Annotated in this window: 13 protein-coding genes; 5 read left to right on the forward strand and 8 right to left on the reverse strand. The window is 60.4% G+C overall.

Annotated features, from left to right (window positions below; all coding sequences use genetic code 11):
- The first annotated feature begins 47 nt into the window (after positions 1 to 47).
- Positions 48 to 971, forward strand: coding sequence for a LysR family transcriptional regulator (locus FB009_RS06630; protein WP_018210312.1), 924 nt, complete (start codon positions 48 to 50; stop codon positions 969 to 971).
- Positions 972 to 1,086: 115 nt separating this feature from the next.
- On the opposite strand, the gene FB009_RS06635 is transcribed toward FB009_RS06630, so the two are convergent.
- A complete protein-coding gene (locus FB009_RS06635) occupies positions 1,087 to 2,088 on the reverse strand; it encodes an MBL fold metallo-hydrolase (RefSeq protein WP_101799387.1) in 1,002 nt (333 codons plus the stop codon).
- 196 nt (positions 2,089 to 2,284) lie between these two features.
- Between FB009_RS06635 and FB009_RS06640 the strand changes: the two genes are divergently transcribed.
- On the forward strand, positions 2,285 to 3,088 hold the full coding sequence (locus FB009_RS06640) for a helix-turn-helix domain-containing protein (protein ID WP_024324443.1): 804 nt from the start codon (positions 2,285 to 2,287) through the stop codon (positions 3,086 to 3,088).
- 169 nt (positions 3,089 to 3,257) lie between these two features.
- On the opposite strand, the gene FB009_RS06645 is transcribed toward FB009_RS06640, so the two are convergent.
- From FB009_RS06645 to FB009_RS06675, 6 genes are all read right to left on the reverse strand, one after another.
- Positions 3,258 to 4,562, reverse strand: a complete 1,305-nt coding sequence (locus FB009_RS06645; protein ID WP_024311333.1) for a metal-dependent hydrolase family protein — start codon at positions 4,560 to 4,562, stop codon at positions 3,258 to 3,260.
- A gap of 320 nt (positions 4,563 to 4,882) precedes the next feature.
- Complete coding sequence (locus FB009_RS06650) at positions 4,883 to 5,161, reverse strand: glycine zipper 2TM domain-containing protein (RefSeq protein WP_018210314.1); 279 nt, start codon at positions 5,159 to 5,161, stop codon at positions 4,883 to 4,885.
- 474 nt (positions 5,162 to 5,635) lie between these two features.
- Positions 5,636 to 6,664 (reverse strand): AI-2E family transporter, encoded by a 1,029-nt coding sequence (locus FB009_RS06660; RefSeq protein WP_024311332.1) that lies wholly within the window; start codon positions 6,662 to 6,664, stop codon positions 5,636 to 5,638.
- Positions 6,665 to 6,811: 147 nt separating this feature from the next.
- Positions 6,812 to 8,650, reverse strand: a complete 1,839-nt coding sequence (locus FB009_RS06665; RefSeq protein WP_018010266.1) for an SLC13 family permease — start codon at positions 8,648 to 8,650, stop codon at positions 6,812 to 6,814.
- 85 nt (positions 8,651 to 8,735) lie between these two features.
- Positions 8,736 to 9,947: a M20/M25/M40 family metallo-hydrolase gene (locus FB009_RS06670; RefSeq protein WP_018210316.1), complete on the reverse strand. Its 1,212-nt coding sequence runs from the start codon at positions 9,945 to 9,947 to the stop codon at positions 8,736 to 8,738.
- A gap of 37 nt (positions 9,948 to 9,984) precedes the next feature.
- Positions 9,985 to 11,529, reverse strand: a complete 1,545-nt coding sequence (locus FB009_RS06675; protein ID WP_011970122.1) for an AbgT family transporter — start codon at positions 11,527 to 11,529, stop codon at positions 9,985 to 9,987.
- A 364-nt stretch (positions 11,530 to 11,893) separates the two neighbouring features.
- On the opposite strand from FB009_RS06675, the gene FB009_RS06680 reads away from it, so the two are divergent.
- Positions 11,894 to 12,940 carry a helix-turn-helix domain-containing protein gene (locus FB009_RS06680; RefSeq protein WP_011970123.1) on the forward strand — a complete coding sequence of 349 codons (1,047 nt, stop codon included), beginning with the start codon at positions 11,894 to 11,896 and terminating at the stop codon, positions 12,938 to 12,940.
- Between the two features lie 173 nt (positions 12,941 to 13,113).
- Here FB009_RS06680 and FB009_RS06685 read toward each other — a convergent pair whose 3' ends face one another.
- Entirely contained in the window at positions 13,114 to 13,797 is a 684-nt protein-coding gene (locus FB009_RS06685; protein WP_018010264.1) for a GntR family transcriptional regulator, read from the reverse strand.
- Positions 13,798 to 13,939: 142 nt separating this feature from the next.
- Here FB009_RS06685 and FB009_RS06690 point away from each other — a divergent pair, with 142 nt between their 5' ends.
- Together FB009_RS06690 and FB009_RS06695 are read left to right on the forward strand one after the other, a co-directional pair.
- Positions 13,940 to 15,454, forward strand: a complete 1,515-nt coding sequence (locus FB009_RS06690; RefSeq protein ID WP_018210318.1) for an aldehyde dehydrogenase family protein — start codon at positions 13,940 to 13,942, stop codon at positions 15,452 to 15,454.
- A 121-nt stretch (positions 15,455 to 15,575) separates the two neighbouring features.
- On the forward strand, positions 15,576 to 16,526 hold the full coding sequence (locus FB009_RS06695; RefSeq protein ID WP_018210319.1) for a sugar ABC transporter substrate-binding protein: 951 nt from the start codon (positions 15,576 to 15,578) through the stop codon (positions 16,524 to 16,526).
- Positions 16,527 to 16,539: the final 13 nt, after the last annotated feature.

Genomic DNA, 16,539 nt, shown 5'->3' on the forward strand with positions numbered 1-16,539 from the left:
TTCGCAAAACTCAGATAATTTCGGCGAAAACGATCGAGGAATTCGAAATGTCAGACCCCGGCCAGCCGACGCTGGATCAGCTCAAGGTCCTCATTACCGTTGTCGAGACAGGCAGCTTCGCGGCCGCCTCTCGCAAATTAAATCGGGCAACATCGGTGATCAGCTACACGATCGCCAATCTCGAAGCGCAGTTGGGGGTCACGCTTTTCGACAGGCTATCGACGAAGAAACCGCAGCTGACTTTAGAGGGCCGGACGGTTCTCGCCGAGGCAAAGAGCGTCGCCCATGGAATCGATAATCTTCGAGCAAAGGTGAAAAGCATGCTCCGCGGCGTTGAGCCGGAGGTTCACCTCGCGCTCGACGTCATGCTTCCTGCCGCCCGTGTCATGGACGCGCTAAAGGCGTTTCGGAAGGAATTTCCGAGCGTCTCCCTTCGCCTCTATGTCGAAGCCTTGGGAGCGGTCACCCAGATCGTGCTCAACCGAACCGCTGCGATCGGTATTAGTGGGCCCCTCGATATCGAGATAGCCGGACTTGAACGTATCGGGGTGGGTTTTGTCAAACTCATTCCGGTGGCTTCACCCGACCATCCTTTGGCGGGCGGGTCCCATCCGCCAGGCGCAGCGCGGGGACATATCCAGCTCGTCCTGACCGACAGGTCACCCCTTACCCAGGGCCACGAGTTCGCGGTGGTCGGCAACCACACTTGGCGGCTCGCCGATCTCGGCGCCAAGCACATGCTGCTCAAGGAGGGTATAGGTTGGGGCAACATGCCGGAACCTATGGTGCGCGATGACATCGAGGCAGGCCGTCTGGTGCAGCTTGATCTTCCCGATTGCAAAGGCGGCCCCTATCGCCTTCAGGCCGTCTATCGTACCGACACGCCTCCCGGTCCCGCCGCCCGTTTCCTGATCGACCACTTCCAGAGCCAGGATGTTGACGATCCTATTTCAGCCGGCTTTGGAGAATAGCGAGAAGGAGCCACGGTCTACCTCACGCGGCTTCGAAGACGCCTCCGACTTACATTGGAGAGTGCGTCGACGCAGCCGCGCCAGATCTCGCCGAGGGCGCCCTGGAGGGTCAGCGCTAAACATTGAGTTGATAGGAAATCGGAAGCCAGCGGTAGCCTCGATCCTTCCTCTCAACAAACCCGAGGGAAGGGAATGACATGTGATAGCCAACGACGGGAAGCCGATCGGTCGCAACCATGTCATAAATATGCCGCCGGGTCTCGGCGCCTGTGGTCTTGTCCATATCGAAGAAAGCATGCCACTCGGGATGCGCCAGCGATGCCACTTCATGGTGCGCGCAATCGCCCCACACGAACAGCTGCTTGCCTTGACTTTCGATGTGAAAGGCCAGGTGGCCGGGAGTATGCCCATAGGCCTCGACGGCGCGAATGCCGGGAGCAACCTCGGCACCCGGTTTGATGAAGCTCATGCGGTCTGCCAAGGGCACGACATTTTTCGCAAAGACAGTGGCGGACACATATTCATTGTCGCCCGGGGCCGCAGCGAGACGATCTTTGGACGACCAAAAGTCGAACTCCAGGTCTCCAATCGCATATCGCGCGTTCGGGAATAGCGGTTTCCCATTCTCCATCAGGCCACCGATATGATCCGCATGCGCATGCGTGAGGACCACGAGGTCAATCTGTTCGGGTGTGAATCCGGCTGGGCGCAACAGGTTTGCAAGCCAGCCGCCATCGGGCCGCGGCACGAAGCCGTTTGCGCCGTTGCCGGTATCGAAAAGCACGAGCTCTTTGCCGGTGTTCACGATAGTGGGGGTAAAGCCCGGCTGAAACTTCCTTTCAGGAAGCAGGCTTTGCCGCATCAGTTGTTCGATCTCGCGCTGCGGTCGATCTTCCCCGACAATCGGCCACGGTCCATCGAGTACGGCGCCGGCATCGAGAATGTTTGTCACCTCGAAGTCACCTAGCTTGAAGCGATAGTGCGTAGGGGTTGAAGGGCCGAGTGGCATTCCGGCCGCGAGTGTCGCCGACGGGAAAAGACCGGTCACCGCCGGAGCCGTTATCAACGCAGCGCCCGAGGCGAGAACCGTTCGGCGAGTCAATTGGAATCGAAGCATGCGGTATCCTCCACATAGGTATTGACCCTGGTTGAGCGACCCAGACGGGCAGCAAGCCGCACTGTGCAGTCGGCAAATGCCCTTCCTGCGCGTGAAAACTGCTCCTTAAGGCCCAATTTCATTTCTGCGCGGTTCACTTACACTGCTCTCGCGGTCGGGATGGGCCTTTGCGTCGCAAGCAATCGGGAGGTTAGCCATGCCCGCTTCGGACGGCTTGTATGAACGTGCTGTTGAAAAATCTGCGCTCCGCCCCTTTTGGCATCTGGACGAAGCGCGGACGTTCTTTGTCGGGCCGCTCGAACGCAACAGCCTTCATCAGCACGGTGCGCCCGTCTACCTGGCCGGGATCTACGGCAATTTCCGGTTGCGAATCCAAGGGGGTCGCTGGCTATCGTGCCGCACGGCGGTCATTCCTGCCGGGGTGCTTCACGAACTTGACATCGGCGGCTACCCCTTGGCGGTGTTTTACATCGAAGCAGACATAGGCAGCGCCGATCAGCTCGTGCCGCTATCCGGCAATAGTTGGGAAGCAGACGGCGTTCTCTTGGGACGCAGCGGCGAGTTCTCAATCATGCGCGAGCTGTGGGAGGATTGTGCCGGCGCAAGATGGGCAGGCCAAGCGCTGGAGGACTTGCTCGACTTTTCAGCGCGGCGGGCCTCCAGAGGCCAAGACCTGCGCATAGCAGCGGCAATCGATTACCTGAGAACGCACTCGGACGAACTCACCTCCGTAACGCCGCTCGCAAAGCGCGTAGGCTTGTCAGCCTCCCAGTTTCAGCGCGTGTTCACTCGGGAGGTGGGCGTGCCTTTTCGCCGCTACCGCGCCTGGAACCGGATGCGCGTGGCCATCGGTGAGATCGTGAACGGCAGCAATTTTACGACAGCAGCCCATGCAGCAGGATTTTCGGACCAAGCGCACTTCAACAATGATTTCCGCCGCACCTTTGGCGCAGCGCCGTCGTTGAGTCTCCTGGACCTGAGAAAGCTCCCGTCCCGTTGAATGTGACGGCGACTTGCGGGGAACGATTGAAGTCGCCCAGAGCGTGCTCCGGCGACCTTGGGCGTCCGTTTTCGTAGTCACAATGTGGTGCTACCGTCGCGGCAAACCGGTGGGTGGCGGCGTTTGGGGGCCAGCAGACCATCGGTGGCGTCCGCGGCTTAGTCATTCGTCATTCAGTCAGCGCGTTTTTGTAGATGATGCCGTCTTTCATGATGATCTTGAAGCTTTTGGCAGGATCAGCCACCAGGTCGATGTTCTCTAGCGGATTGCCTTCGACGAGCAGGAGGTCCGCGAGAGCGCCTTCCTCGACAACGCCCAGCTTTCCCGGGTAGGGGTTGCGCTGGCCCGACAGCGCCAGCAGTTCGGCATTGGTCCCGGTCGCCATAACGAGCGCCTCGGCAGGCGTGTACCAACGCACGAGCGAGGCCAGTATTGCTCCCTGCTGCTTCGCCAGCGCGCGGGAGAACAGAACATCCGTGCCCCACGCGGTCTTAATCTTGTACTTCTTTGCGAGTTCGTATGTTCTGCCGATGCCTGGCCAAACCTCATCTGCCTTGGCGCGCTCGACCGAACCCTCCCGGAGGCCGGTCCTCATCAATTCGGGAAGCGGCTGCAAGCTCAGCCAAACGTCCTTTTCAGCAATCAGCCTGGCGGTGGCTTCATCCATGAGGAAGCCGTGCTCGATGCACTTCACACCAGCCGCGATCGCTTTCCGAATCGCGTCAGAGGTGAAGGCATGCGCGGCAACGTAGGTGCCCCAATTCTCGGCGATCTCAACGGCGGCCCGCAATTCTGGCTCGGTGAAGGTGGTGACGTCGAGCGGGCTGAAGGGTGAAGACACCCCGCCGCCGGCGGTTAGCTTGATCAGAACGGCTCCCTGCATGAACTGTTCGCGGACGCGCATTCGCACCTCGTCCGGGCTGTCGACGACCATTGCACCCCCGACCGTCTCCATAGGGGTGAGCGGACCGCCGGTTCTCCGCGGCAGGTCGGTGAACTGGCGGAAATCGCCATGTCCGCTGGTAACTGTGATCATGGCACCGGAGGTATAGATACGCGGTCCGGGGATGATGCCCCGATCGATCGCACGCTTGAGGCCGAAGGCTGGTCCGCCCACATCACGCACAGTGGTGAAGCCGCGCATCAGGGTATCCGTCGCCTCCTCGCCGGCCAGGATACTGGCGAAGCTGAGATCGCCCATTGCCTCCGCCGGACTGGACGCGGCCAACATGGCATGCCAGTGCGCATCGATCAGGCCCGGCATCAGCGTTCGCCCGTCGCCGGCAATTCGCTCAGCGCCTTCGGCTTGAATCGGGCTTGTCGAAATCGCCGCGATTATATTGCCCTTGACCAGAACATTCGACGGCGCCGAAAGAACAGCACCCTTTCCGTCAAAGATGCGGACATTCTCGAACAGCACGTCATCGGCGCTGGCCGTGGCGCAAAGTCCGAGCACGAGAGCCGCGGCAAGCATTTCTCTGCCAGAGTGAAGCACAGTGAAAAGGGGACGCGCAAGAAAGGACAACGCTGCGGCGCAGGACACGGCATGCGCCACAACTTTGCTCTTCGAGAGCTTTTGCGGTTCAACGAATTTTTGGCACATGACGGTTATCCCGCTTTGGGAGGAGACATGCTCACTGCGCAAGGGCAAGTTAGGGCTTAGCCGGCATCAAGAAGCAGTCCAGACTGGTCCTTCGGAAGTAAAGGTCGCCTTGAAGGGCTGATCGCGACGGAACCCGGGCCAGCGGTGCAGCGTTTACCGCCGCTGGGGGCGGAAAATCATGCCGCGTTGCATTAGCAACGCGCAATGATGATCGTGCCATCCGGTTGCCTATATCTGCAGTTTCCACGGTTTTGAGGCGAAGTGGTAGCGGTTCCGACAGCTGCACCGACAAGCGCTCCGCCTGCGGCCCCGGCGACCGTGCTCGTAGTGTTTCCGCCGATCAATTGGCCTGCCACGGCTCCCGTTCCGGCACCCACCAACGCGCCGCTCAATCCGCGTTGGTTCTGCTGGGTGGCGCAGCCCGCAACAAGCATCGTCGTGAATGCGGCAAAAAAGACTCTCCAGGACATGGCATGCTCCAATGCTGGAATAGCGGGAATTGCTAATATGGGCGCGGATTTCCTTCGTCTCTCAGAGAGCTGCCGCTTCGGTGCTACCTCCGTGCCCTCGCATTTCCACCACCCGTCCGTCCCGCTCAGGTGATCGACGCCCTTGTTGAGACTTGCTCCCTGCTAGATCTGACATCAACCGACTGAGCGGATGCGGGGACCTGCGCACCGCATCCTCCACCAATTGCCGACGGATGTATCATTCCCCGAGGCTTATACTTGTCAAGAAAGAGGAGGACCTGCTGCCTGAATTGGGGATGGAGCGTCAAGGTTGTGGATTCCGGGCTCATGACCGTGCGGGTGACGGACTAGTGAGAGAACTGGAGTCGCGGGATCTTTCGCCGGGATTGAAGACTCTCCTCAATCCCAACGGCCGAGGCTTCCGTGGCCTCTCCGCTTCGTGGAGCTACTCGTGGAGAACGAGTTCTGCTGCCTTCATGCGCCATCCATTATCGTCTCTTTCCCCAGCAGTTCCGCAAGCCACCGCGTAGAGGCGAACTGGGCGCAGAATGAAAGGACGGCGATGGTTATCGGAACGCCGATAAACGCGCCGAATATTCCCCACAGGAAGGTCCAGAGAAAAACGGAGAAGAGGACGAGCGACGGAGATATGCCGAGTGTGTTACCAGCCACTCTGGGCTCGATGTAGCTCCCTATTATGAATTGGGCGGTACTCAAGCAGGCGAAGACGATCAGGGCCGACTGAGGCGACTGGAATTGAGCCAGGGCGTAACAGGTCGGCAGGATCGTCGCGAATGCCGGGCCGATGAACGGGATATAGTTCAAGGTGAACGCGACGATTCCCCATTCGGCAGCGAACCGCAGTCCGAAGGCCGTGGCAAGCGCCCAGACGGCAATTCCGGTCGCCGCGCTCATGATCGTCCTGATGAGAAGATATCGTCGGATACGCGAGGCCGCGAGTTCGAAGCCGCTGATGATGCGAGCCGCGTTGTCGTCCGTGAGCCTGCGGATTCTGGCACCCAGGTCCGACACTTCCAAAAGCCCGAGAATGACATAGAGGAGAACCACGAGCCAGAACGAGACCATGGTGTTCAGCCGAGCAGAGATCCCCTGCAGGGCGCGCAACAGGAGCCGGGAGTCGAGGTTGTCCGCCCAGAACCCGGCGAGAGCTATTCCGTGCCCCCCTAGCCACTCCGCAAGGCGATTGTAAAGCAGCTGAAACTGACCGGCATCCATTGCCAGCGACCGCCCGATCCGGCCGAAGCTCAACGTCACGACGGACATGAACACGACAAAGGTCCCGAACAGCAGCGCCGCGACGATGGCCAATGCGAATACCCTGTGCAGGCGTGCCTCTAGCCGACTTTGAATTGGCCACAGCACCGCAATGATAAACAGCGCGCATGCGACAGGTGCGAGAACGACACCGGAGAAATACACGGCCGCCACCGTGGCGATTACAGTCAGGATGCCCGGTACGACCACCCTACCGCGTTCGGTCATCGTGCACCTCCCAGGGTTGTCGGCAGCATTTGGCAGCTCCGGGACATAGCTTGATTGCATTCCGCTTTTCCCCACGGGGACGGCTAATGCTGTTGTTTTCAAGCAATTCCGGACGCAGATTCGTCGCACGCTCTCGCGGGAATTGCTCTAGAAGCGCCATATCAGGGGAACGACGAATACCGAGACGACGAAGAACCACATCAGTAGAGGTAGGCCGAGCTTCCAATAATCGCTGAACGCATAGCCTCCGGGACCCATGACCATCAGGTTCGTCGGTGTTGCGATCGGCGTCAGGAATGCTGCCGCCGCCGCAACGGACGTGCTCATGAGAACCGGGCGAGGGGATACCCCCATGGTCGTCGCTGCGGCTACCCCAATAGGAATGATAATGAGGGCCGTCGCCGTATTGCTGATCAGTTGGCCCAGAACGGCGGTCATGACGAAGAGGCCCGCCAGAAGAGCGACAGGCCCGGCATCGCCGACGAGATCGACGAGCTGCTCGGCCATGAGCTTTGCCGCGCCCGTCTCCACCATCGCTGTGGAGAGCGGCATCATTGCCCCAACCAGGATCACGGTCGTCCATCCGATCGCCCGATACGTTTGCTCGACCGTCATGATCCCGGCGAGGATCATCGCGCCGGCAGCAAGAAGGCCGGCAACGGCTGGAGGCACTATTCCGGTTGCGAGCAGGAGCACCATTGCGATCAGGACGACGATGGCTTGCCATGCCCCCGGACCCATGGGAACCGCCTGACGCCGAACGAGTTCCGGCGAGCTCACGACCAGGACATCCGGGTCGTCAAGGTGAACATCCAGTGCTTTCCAGGTGCCTTGCAGCAGCATCGTGTCTCCGGCCTGCAAAGTCGTTCCGCCCGAGCGTCCGCCTCCACCCTCGGCGTCGCCGATCTGGTTTCCGCCTCTTTGAACGGCGAGAACGATGAGATCACCGCTTTCTGTGACCATGCCGGGAAAGACCTTTCTTCCGATAAGGCCCGAGCGGGGCGGAATGACCACCTCCGCAAGGCCCGATCTGCGATTGAAGAGCATATCCTCCCCGCTGGACGATCCGGTCTTCTCCCGGAAGGCGAGATGCGTGTCGGCGGCAAGACGCGCCACGGCATCGTTGTCGCCCCGCACCAAGACGTAGTCGCCTTCCGCGATGGCAGCTCTATGCAGCGGCCCGCCCGTTTCGCCGTCCTGCACGGCAACGAGTTGAAGGTTGGCGGTCCCGGAGAGATCGATAGACGAAGCCGGCGCGCCAACATAGGCAGAGGTCGCCCGCACCCGCATCTGATGAATGCCGCTCTCCAGCCCATATTGCTCGACAAGCGTCTTGGCGTGTCGGCTGAAGTCGGCAGGCATTGCGGCCCCGTTTCGTTCCGGAAGCAGATGGCGGCCAAAGAGGATGATTATCGCCACTGTTCCGGCAAGCAGAGGAAGACCGACAAGGCCGAATTCGAAAAAGCCGAACGCACCCACGCCCGCGTCGTAGCCGGCGTCCGACACCAGTACGTTCACGGGGGAACCGGTGAGGGCGAGCTTTGATCCAGCGTGTGCGGCGAACACCAGAGGCATGAGAAGCTGCGATGAAAACCGCTTCAGCCTGACGGCGATCACCACCACCACGGGCAGCAGTGCTGCAACGGCGCCGTTGACGCTGATGAGCGCGGTGAGGAGCGCTACCAAGCCCATGGTCAGCACCAGCAGCCGGGTCCTGCTTTCCTTGCCTGCTCCGCGTATCAGGAGCTGTCCCGCCCAGGCGGTCACCCCCGTTATCTCGAGACCTGCGCTGATCACGAAAAGCGAAGCGATGAAGATGACGGCGGGATCACCAAACCCTCCGAGCGCCTGCTCGATCGTCAATACGCCGCTCGCCCAGAGCGCCAGGGCGGTCATCATCGCGACCAAAACCACCGGCAGCTTGTTCGACACGAACAGAATGACGGTCAGAGCGACAATTGCGGCAATATAGGCGATCGGGCTCACTGAATGGGCTCCTTGACACCGCTCCGCTAAGGGATCCGGCTGCTAATTTGGCTTGTGCAATTTCCTTGCCGCAAAATGGATCCGGCTATTCCGGCATCGTTGCAAGCAGCACGCCAAGCCGACATCCTTTCTCATACTCCCTAAGGTCAACATACTCGTTCACGGTATGGATTTCCGCCTGACCTGCACCGATCGTGACCGTAGGAACGCCGTGCTTGTCCAGCCAATTGGCGTCGAGACCTCCATTTGAGAACAGATAGTTCGGCTCGAGTCCGAGCAACTTCATCGCCTTGGCTGCGCGAACCACAGCCGGCGAATTCTCGTTGAGCTTGAATGGTGGATAAGCTGTGTGGTGAATGAAGGTCACGCGGGCGGTCTCTCCGTTGCGATCCTTCACCGCCTGCTTCGCCTTCTCGAAAGCAGCTTCATAGCCTTCGGCTATCATCTTTGCGAAGGCCGGTTCTGGACTGCGGGCCTCGCCTTTCAGGAAAGCGTAGTCGGTGACGACGTTCGTCGCGTCGCCGGCTGCCATGCCGTCCTTCCCGCCGAAAATTCCGATGTTGCTTGTGCCGCGATCGTCGGATTTCTCGATCTTTCCGAACCAGCCTGCCGCATAGGCCTCAGCCAGGGCGAGGGCGCCCACGAGCGTTGCGGATATCCCCGTTTCTGGCGCGACTCCGGCGTGGGACGCCCGTCCCACGATTTCTGCCTCCCAGTTCTCCTGCCCCACTGCTCCAATGATGAGGTCCGATGCGAGCTGGCCGTCGACGTTGACGCACATCACCGGTCCGCCAAGGACGGCCGGGTCGAGTTCGCGGGCGCCGTGGAGCCCGCTCTCCTCGCGAACGGTAAAAAGAAGGGTGATCGGCGGGTGCGGGAGGCTATGCTTGATCAGCGTTTCCGCCACGACCACCAGAAGAGCAACCCCTGTGCGCGCGTCCCCGCCGAGGGCGGTTGTGCCGTCCGACACTATGCGATTGCCGTCACGCAGTGGTTTTGCTCCTGCACACAAGGGTACAGTGTCGAGATGCGTGGAGAACAGCAGCCGAGGGCCGGGTCGGGTGCCCGGAAGATCGACTATCAGGTTTCCCGTTTCGGTCGGTAAAGGGATCCTCTCGTTGGCGTCGTCGAAGCGGATGTTTTCTCCAGAAACGCCCACGGCCTTGAGAGCTTCGATGACCGACGCCGCGATGTCCGCCTCCTTGCCCGTTACTCCCTCTACGGAGAGAAACCTCATGAGGTGTTCTACGGCAGCAGCCGTATCCAAGGGAATTGCGAAGTTGTCCATCATGACCATCCATTGATGCGAGCAGGTTCTTGAAGCGGAGACTGCTCTACAGTCCCCAAGGAAGTCCAACCATCTTCCAGACCGCGAACAGCAAGGTCCACAACACGAACATCCAGATCACGTAAGGCAGCATCAGTGACACTATTGTCCCGACGCCAGCCGACCTGTCGTATTTCTGGGCGAACCCTACGACCAAAGCGAAGTAGGCGTTGAGCGGGGTGATGGCGTTCATCGGAGAATCCCCGACCCGGTAAGCAGCCAGGACCGCCTCCGGCTCAACACCGAGCTTCATCAGGAGCGGCACGAAGACTGGCGCGAATATCGCCCATTTTGCGATTGCGCCGGTCAACAGGAGATCGATGATCGCAACGACGATGATGAAGCCGAGTAACAGGGGCAGGGCGCCGATATTGGCGGCCTGCAGCGCGCTGGAAAGGCTCAACGCCATGACGGTGCCCATGTTGGTATAGGTGAAGTAGGCGACGAACTGGCTCAGCACGAAGAACAGGAAGATCGTACCGCCGAGATTTCTGATGGATTTCTCGACGGCCGTGATCACCTCGGTAAGGGTCCGCAGGGTCCCGGCCCCGATGCCGTAGCACCACCCGGAGACGAGGAAGACAAGCATGATCAATGCGATGAGGCCGTTCATGAAGGGCGAGTTGCCGATCAGCTCGCCGGTTTCGGCGTTCCGGAGCGGTGCGCCACCGGGCAGCGTCAGGAGGCAGAACACGATCACGAGGCCGATCAGACCGAAGGACGCGAACCTTAGCCCGCGCGATTCAGACGCTGAGAGCGCGGCTCCTTCGTTCGCGCGCTCAGCGTCTTCGTCGGGGACATAGGTCCCAAGTCTGGGTTCGATCATGCGGTCTGAGACGAAGGCGATCACGCCGGTCAGAAACAGGACCGATGCTATGGAGAACCAGATGTTGGACGCCAGCCCAATCGACCTGTTCGCATCGACCAGATGGGCGGCGTCATTGGTGAACTCCACAAGAACCGCATCAAGCGGCTTGATCAGCATGTTGACCGTGAAAGCGCCGGCCACCGCGGCAAACCCCAGTGCGAGACCTGCAAGCGGATGACGCCCCACCGCCAGGTAGGCAATACCCGCAAGAGGGATCAGAACCAGATAACCCGCGTCCGCGGCAACACTCGCGATAATTCCAACGAAAGCGAGAATGTAGGTCAAGGCCCAGCGCGGAGACACGATCACCAATTTCCGGATAAGCGCTGTAACGAGCCCGGACTCCTCGGCGACGCCGGCGCCGATCATCGCGGCAATCATGAGACCGACTGCAGTGAAGCTCATGAAGTTAGGGATAAGCGACACATACATGAAGCGAATGCCGTCGGTATTCAACAGGCTTCTTATTGAAGTCGTTGCGGACTCGAGCTCATGGGTATCCGGATTGATCCGCTCGAAGGTCACCGAGGTCCCAAAAATACCCAGAACCGCTGACAGCGCGATTACCCCGGCAATCAGAATAAGGAAGATTATGACGGGGTGGGGGACCATGTTGCCCACCTTTTCGACGCCGTCCAGGAACCTTTGCATCACGGTTTTCGGAACTGCTCCCGCCGTGGACATGGATACACTCCCTGTGCTCCAACCCCGCGAACCGGGGCGTGATGCCGACATCGCCGCCGCAGGCGAAGTAGACGTCATTTTAGTTGATGCAACCAAAGAGTCGTGAGTACAGAATCCACAACCTGAGCCGCCTGTCCCGAAACGCAGTCGATTTTTGTCGGAAGTCGTGGTGTGCGCCGCCGACGGCGACGGGCGCTTCCCTCCTGGTAAGCTTGAGCAGGAGTGGTTGTAGAGCGGCCCCGCTGGCGAAGAGCCCCGGCCTATATACAGCCGCAACAGCGATTTATTGACTTTAGTTCAATTAAGAGTACGACTTGTGATTGAGCATTAAATACAGTTTGCCGAAAACCTCGAAGGTATTGCTATGAATACAATGCCAGCGTCGAGTGTCGGGCGGGGTATTGACGTCAAATTTGCGTGCTCGATCGATGTAAGTACCCAGTCCTATCCTCAGCAAGATCAGTTTGAAATATTCAAGAACGCACATGCCGGCGTCGCGGATCTAACCTTCTGCAAGAGTGCGGACGGGTCCTTTCCAGCCCGGCAGATGGTGTGGATCCTGGGCTCAATGGTAATTGTCTCCAGTATGCTGCCTGGAGCAGGTTACGCACACGAGTGGCGGCATTTAAAGAAGCCGGCCTTAGACAACTGGTACCTGTGGATTCCACGACGGTCCGTCGATCAGGGCGTTGGCGCGCGGACCATGCCTCATCTGCACTGTCTGGCGAAGCCATTTCACGCCATCGTCGAGGACGAGGGCGCATGTGCGATCTATTTTCCGTCAGAGGGGTTCGTTCCTGCATCGATCCTTGATTGCTTGCTCGATAGATCTGTCCAGGGCGCGTCGGGGCGTCTCCTCACTGACTATCTCATGCTCCTGGTTCGATCACTGCCCGACATGACCGTGGCAGAAGTTCCATACGTCGTCGAAGCAACACGCAATCTCGTCGTTGCATGTTTGGCGCCTTCGCCTGATCGTGTTGCAGACGCTCAAAGACCGATTGCGGCGGTCGTTCTGGAGCGGGCCAAACGCATGATAACCTCGAGACTTGTTGATCGCTCGCTCACCCCCGAGGCGATTTGCTGCGAAATAGGCATCTCGCGCTCGAGGTTGTACAGGTTGTTCGAGCCGCTTGGTGGCGTCGCGGCCTACATCCGACACCAGCGCTTGGTTCGGACCCGCAGCGCTATTTCCAGTATTGAAGACGTCCGGCCGATATCTCGCATCGCGGAGGAATGGGGGTTCGACGATCCTTCAGCATTCAGCCGGGCCTTTAAGCACGAGTTTGGAATGACCCCTAAGGAAGTAAGGGAGGTGGGATGGAACGGCGCTGCTGCGCACGTGCGCAGGGAGAGGTTTCGCGAAGGAGCCCCGACTACACTCCGCCAACTCCTTCAAGGCATAGCGTGATCGTGCCGCTCGCCATTCGCGTGACAAGCGACGGCGGCCGCGAGCATAGAAATGGAAGATCGTTTGCGAGCAGCTGGAACAAACGCAGGGTGGGGACCGACCAACCGTGACTTCGAACTCTCCACGCCGGACGCCAGGCCGCTGCCGCTTTGCGCCGCCGGCTCTCGGATTGGCTATTCAAACAGGTCCGGGTTGTCCGCCTCGATCTGAGGAAGGTCGGAGAGGATGCCGTTCAAGTGCCGGCGCATCGCATTCGCCGCCGCTTCGGCATTGCGTGCATCGATGGCGATGATGATCGCCTCGTGCTCGGCGATCAGATTCTTCATAAGATCCGGGTGGCGGAGCTGGAGATTGCAGACTCGATCCATATGCGCCTTGATGTCGGCTATGGCATTCCAGGCCAGCCCGCATCCCGCACCCTCGGCAATGGCAATATGGAATTGCTCATCCTCGCGCCTGAAGGCATTGTGGTCGTTGATCTCCTCCGCTGCCCTTTGGCGCGACAGAATTGTGTCGATGCGCCCCCGTGTCCAGCTGTCAAACGCTTCGCTTGCGCGTTGCGCTACGGCCACTTCGATGGCCTCCCGCACGAAGCGGGCTTCCATCATCTGCCGGGCGGAGATACGCACCACGACCGTGCCGCGGTTGGGCCGTATATCCACCAGTTTTGACTTGCCTAACGCAATCAAGGCCTCGCGCACCGGCTGACGTGAAACGCCCATGCGCGTTGCGATTTCCTGCTCGGAAAGGCGGCTTCCGGGCGCAAGTTCCAGACGGATGATCGACTCGCGGAGATCGCGCTCCACCTGCGCAGCGGTCGTTTCTCCGTTGTCTGTCCTTAGGTTTTCAAGTCCCATCGGCCTCGCCGCCACCTCACGTTGACAAGCATCTCAAACCACCATACGGTACCATACAATTCATGGGCAACATAATAATTCTGCGGCCCTCGGCCGGCGGAAAGAGGGCGCCGGAGAGCAATCTCCGGCGGAAGGAGCGACTGTGCTTGCGAATTTCATCACTCCCGATGCCAGAGATCCTCGGCTTGCCATTAAATCCCGCTATCGGATGCTTGTCGACGGCAAGTCCGTCGACGCAGTGTCCGGGCGGACAATCGATCGCGTGAGTCCCGGCCATTTAGGTGTCGTGGTCGGAACCTGGCCGGAATCGTCTCCAGAGGATGTGCGGTTGGCGATTGCGGCTGCCCGCCGTGCCTTTGATACCGGTCCGTGGCCGCGCATGTCGGGCGCAGAGCGGTCGCGCCTGATGTTCAAGGTCGCCGACCTCATCCTTGCGCGGCAGGAGGAACTGGCGCTGATCGAGAGCCTCGAGGTCGGCAAGCCGATCGCGCAGGCGCGCGGCGAAATCGGTTTCTGCGCAGACCTCTGGTCCTATGCCGCCGGCCAGGCCCGCGCGCTGGAAGGACAGACCCACAACAATATCGGCGACGACCGCCTGGGCCTCGTCCTGCGCGAGCCGGTCGGGGTGGTCGGCATTATTACGCCCTGGAATTTCCCTTTCATCATCGCGTCGGAACGCGTGCCCTGGGCGATCGGCGCCGGCTGCACCGTTGTGCTGAAGCCATCCGAGTTCACTTCTGGTACGTCGATCCGCATGGCGGAACTGGCACGTGAAGCCGGCATTCCGGACGGGGTGTTCAACGTCGTCACCGGTTATGGCGATCCGGCCGGCCAGGTGCTGGCCGAAGACCCCGAGGTCGACATGGTCGCCTTTACCGGCTCTGTCCGCGTCGGCACGAAGCTCGGCGAGATTGCGGCGCGCAGCGTAAAGCGCGTCGGGCTTGAGCTTGGCGGCAAAGGCCCGCAGATTGTCTTCGCCGATGCAGACCTCGACGCGGCCGCAGACGGCATCGCCTATGGCGTCTACCACAATGCCGGCCAGTGCTGCATTTCCGGCAGCCGGCTCCTCGTGCAGGAGGGCATCCGCGATGCGCTGATGGAGCGCCTGCTCGACATCTCGCGCAAGGTGACCTTCGGCGATCCCCTGAACGAACGCACCAAGATCGGCGCGATGATCTCGGAGGCGCATGCGGAAAAGGTGCATTCTTATGTGACGGCTGGCATCGCATCGGGCGCGGAGCTGCTTCTCGGTGGCGAAAGGGTCGGCAGGGAGGCCGGGCTTTACTACGCACCGACGGTATTTTCCGGCGTCACGCCCGACATGTCGATCGCACGCGAGGAGATCTTCGGCCCGGTGCTTTCAACGCTGACCTTCAAGACCGCGGATCACGCCGTAGCCTTGGCGAATGCCACCGAGTTCGGCCTTTCGGCCAGCGTCTGGTCGACCAATCTCGAAACCGCGCTGCAGAGCATCCGCCGCATTCGCGCCGGCCGCTGCTGGATCAACAGCGTGATCGACGGCACGCCGGAGCTGCCGATCGGCGGCTACAAGAAGAGCGGCCTGGGCCGCGAGCTCGGCCGCTACGGCTTTGACGAATATTCCCAGTTCAAGGGCGTCCACGTGACACTCGGGCGCCCCGCGCCCTGGTTCACATAATCGGCCGCAGGCTGGGTTTAGGAGGAGGAATATCTCGGCTGGCGTGATCTTTGGTCGGAGCCCGCCAGCCGAGACTTGGGTCTTGCGACCCGCAATGCACATCCAAAGGGAGGATACGCAAATGAAACTGACCGGGCTCAGAACCGCAGCGCTGGCTGCGGGCCTTGCCACCTTGTTGACGTCGAGCGCACTCGCGGCCGACGTCAAGGCAACGATGATCATCTACCTCGATCCGAGTGTGCAGTTCTTTAATCCCGTGGTGAAGGGAGCGCAAGACGCCGCCGCCCAATTCGGCGTCGACCTCGACGTGCAGTATGCCAACAACGATCCGGTGCGCCAGAATGACCTGATCGAGAGCGCGACGGTCAGCGGCGTTGACGGCATCGCCGTCGCGATCTCCAGTTCGGACGCATTCGACGAGAGCATCTGCGCTGCAGTGAAGGCCGGCATCATCGTCATCGGCTTCAACAACGATGACCTCGACGGCGCCAAAGGGAACTGTCGCCAGGCCTATGTCGGCATGGACGAGCTTGCCTCAGGCTATGAGCTCGGCAACCGCATGATCAAGGAATTTGGCCTCAAGTCCGGCGACGTCGTCTTCAACCCGCGCGAAATTCCGGAAGCGAGCTTTGCAGTCGCCCGTGGTGGCGGCATCGAGAAGGCGATGACGGAAAACGGCATCAAGGTGGAGACGGTTCGTGCCGGCCTCGACCCCGCCGAAGCGCAGAACATCATCGCGCAATTCCTCATCGCCAACCCGAACGTGAAGGCGCTGTTCGGCACCGGCTCGGTCACCTCCACGGTCGGCGCGGGCGCCATCAAGGATGCCGGAGTAAACATTCCATTCGGCGGTTTCGACCTTGCGGTCGAGATCGTAAACGCGGTGGAATCCGGCGCTATGTACGCGACCATGGACCAGCAGCCCTATTTGCAGGGCTACTACCCGATCGCCCAGATCGCGCTTGCCAAAAAATACGGACTGACACCGACCGACATCGACACGGGTCAGGGCGCCTTCCTCGACAAGTCGCGCATCGGTTCGGTCAAGCCGCTGATCGGCAGCTACCGCTAACCGCGTTTTGTGG

This window comes from Sinorhizobium medicae (assembly GCF_007827695.1).
Lineage (GTDB): Bacteria > Pseudomonadota > Alphaproteobacteria > Rhizobiales > Rhizobiaceae > Sinorhizobium > Sinorhizobium medicae.

Coding starts and splice junctions, on each gene's coding strand:
- FB009_RS06630 (WP_018210312.1), top strand. CDS start 48: ATGTCAGACCCCGGCCAGCCGACGCTGGATCAGCTCAAGGTCCTCATT.
- FB009_RS06635 (WP_101799387.1), bottom strand. CDS start 2,088: ATGCTTCGATTCCAATTGACTCGCCGAACGGTTCTCGCCTCGGGCGCT.
- FB009_RS06640 (WP_024324443.1), top strand. CDS start 2,285: ATGCCCGCTTCGGACGGCTTGTATGAACGTGCTGTTGAAAAATCTGCG.
- FB009_RS06645 (WP_024311333.1), bottom strand. CDS start 4,562: ATGCTTGCCGCGGCTCTCGTGCTCGGACTTTGCGCCACGGCCAGCGCC.
- FB009_RS06650 (WP_018210314.1), bottom strand. CDS start 5,161: ATGTCCTGGAGAGTCTTTTTTGCCGCATTCACGACGATGCTTGTTGCG.
- FB009_RS06660 (WP_024311332.1), bottom strand. CDS start 6,664: ATGACCGAACGCGGTAGGGTGGTCGTACCGGGCATCCTGACTGTAATC.
- FB009_RS06670 (WP_018210316.1), bottom strand. CDS start 9,947: ATGGTCATGATGGACAACTTCGCAATTCCCTTGGATACGGCTGCTGCC.
- FB009_RS06675 (WP_011970122.1), bottom strand. CDS start 11,529: ATGTCCACGGCGGGAGCAGTTCCGAAAACCGTGATGCAAAGGTTCCTG.
- FB009_RS06680 (WP_011970123.1), top strand. CDS start 11,894: ATGAATACAATGCCAGCGTCGAGTGTCGGGCGGGGTATTGACGTCAAA.
- FB009_RS06685 (WP_018010264.1), bottom strand. CDS start 13,797: ATGGGACTTGAAAACCTAAGGACAGACAACGGAGAAACGACCGCTGCG.
- FB009_RS06695 (WP_018210319.1), top strand. CDS start 15,576: ATGAAACTGACCGGGCTCAGAACCGCAGCGCTGGCTGCGGGCCTTGCC.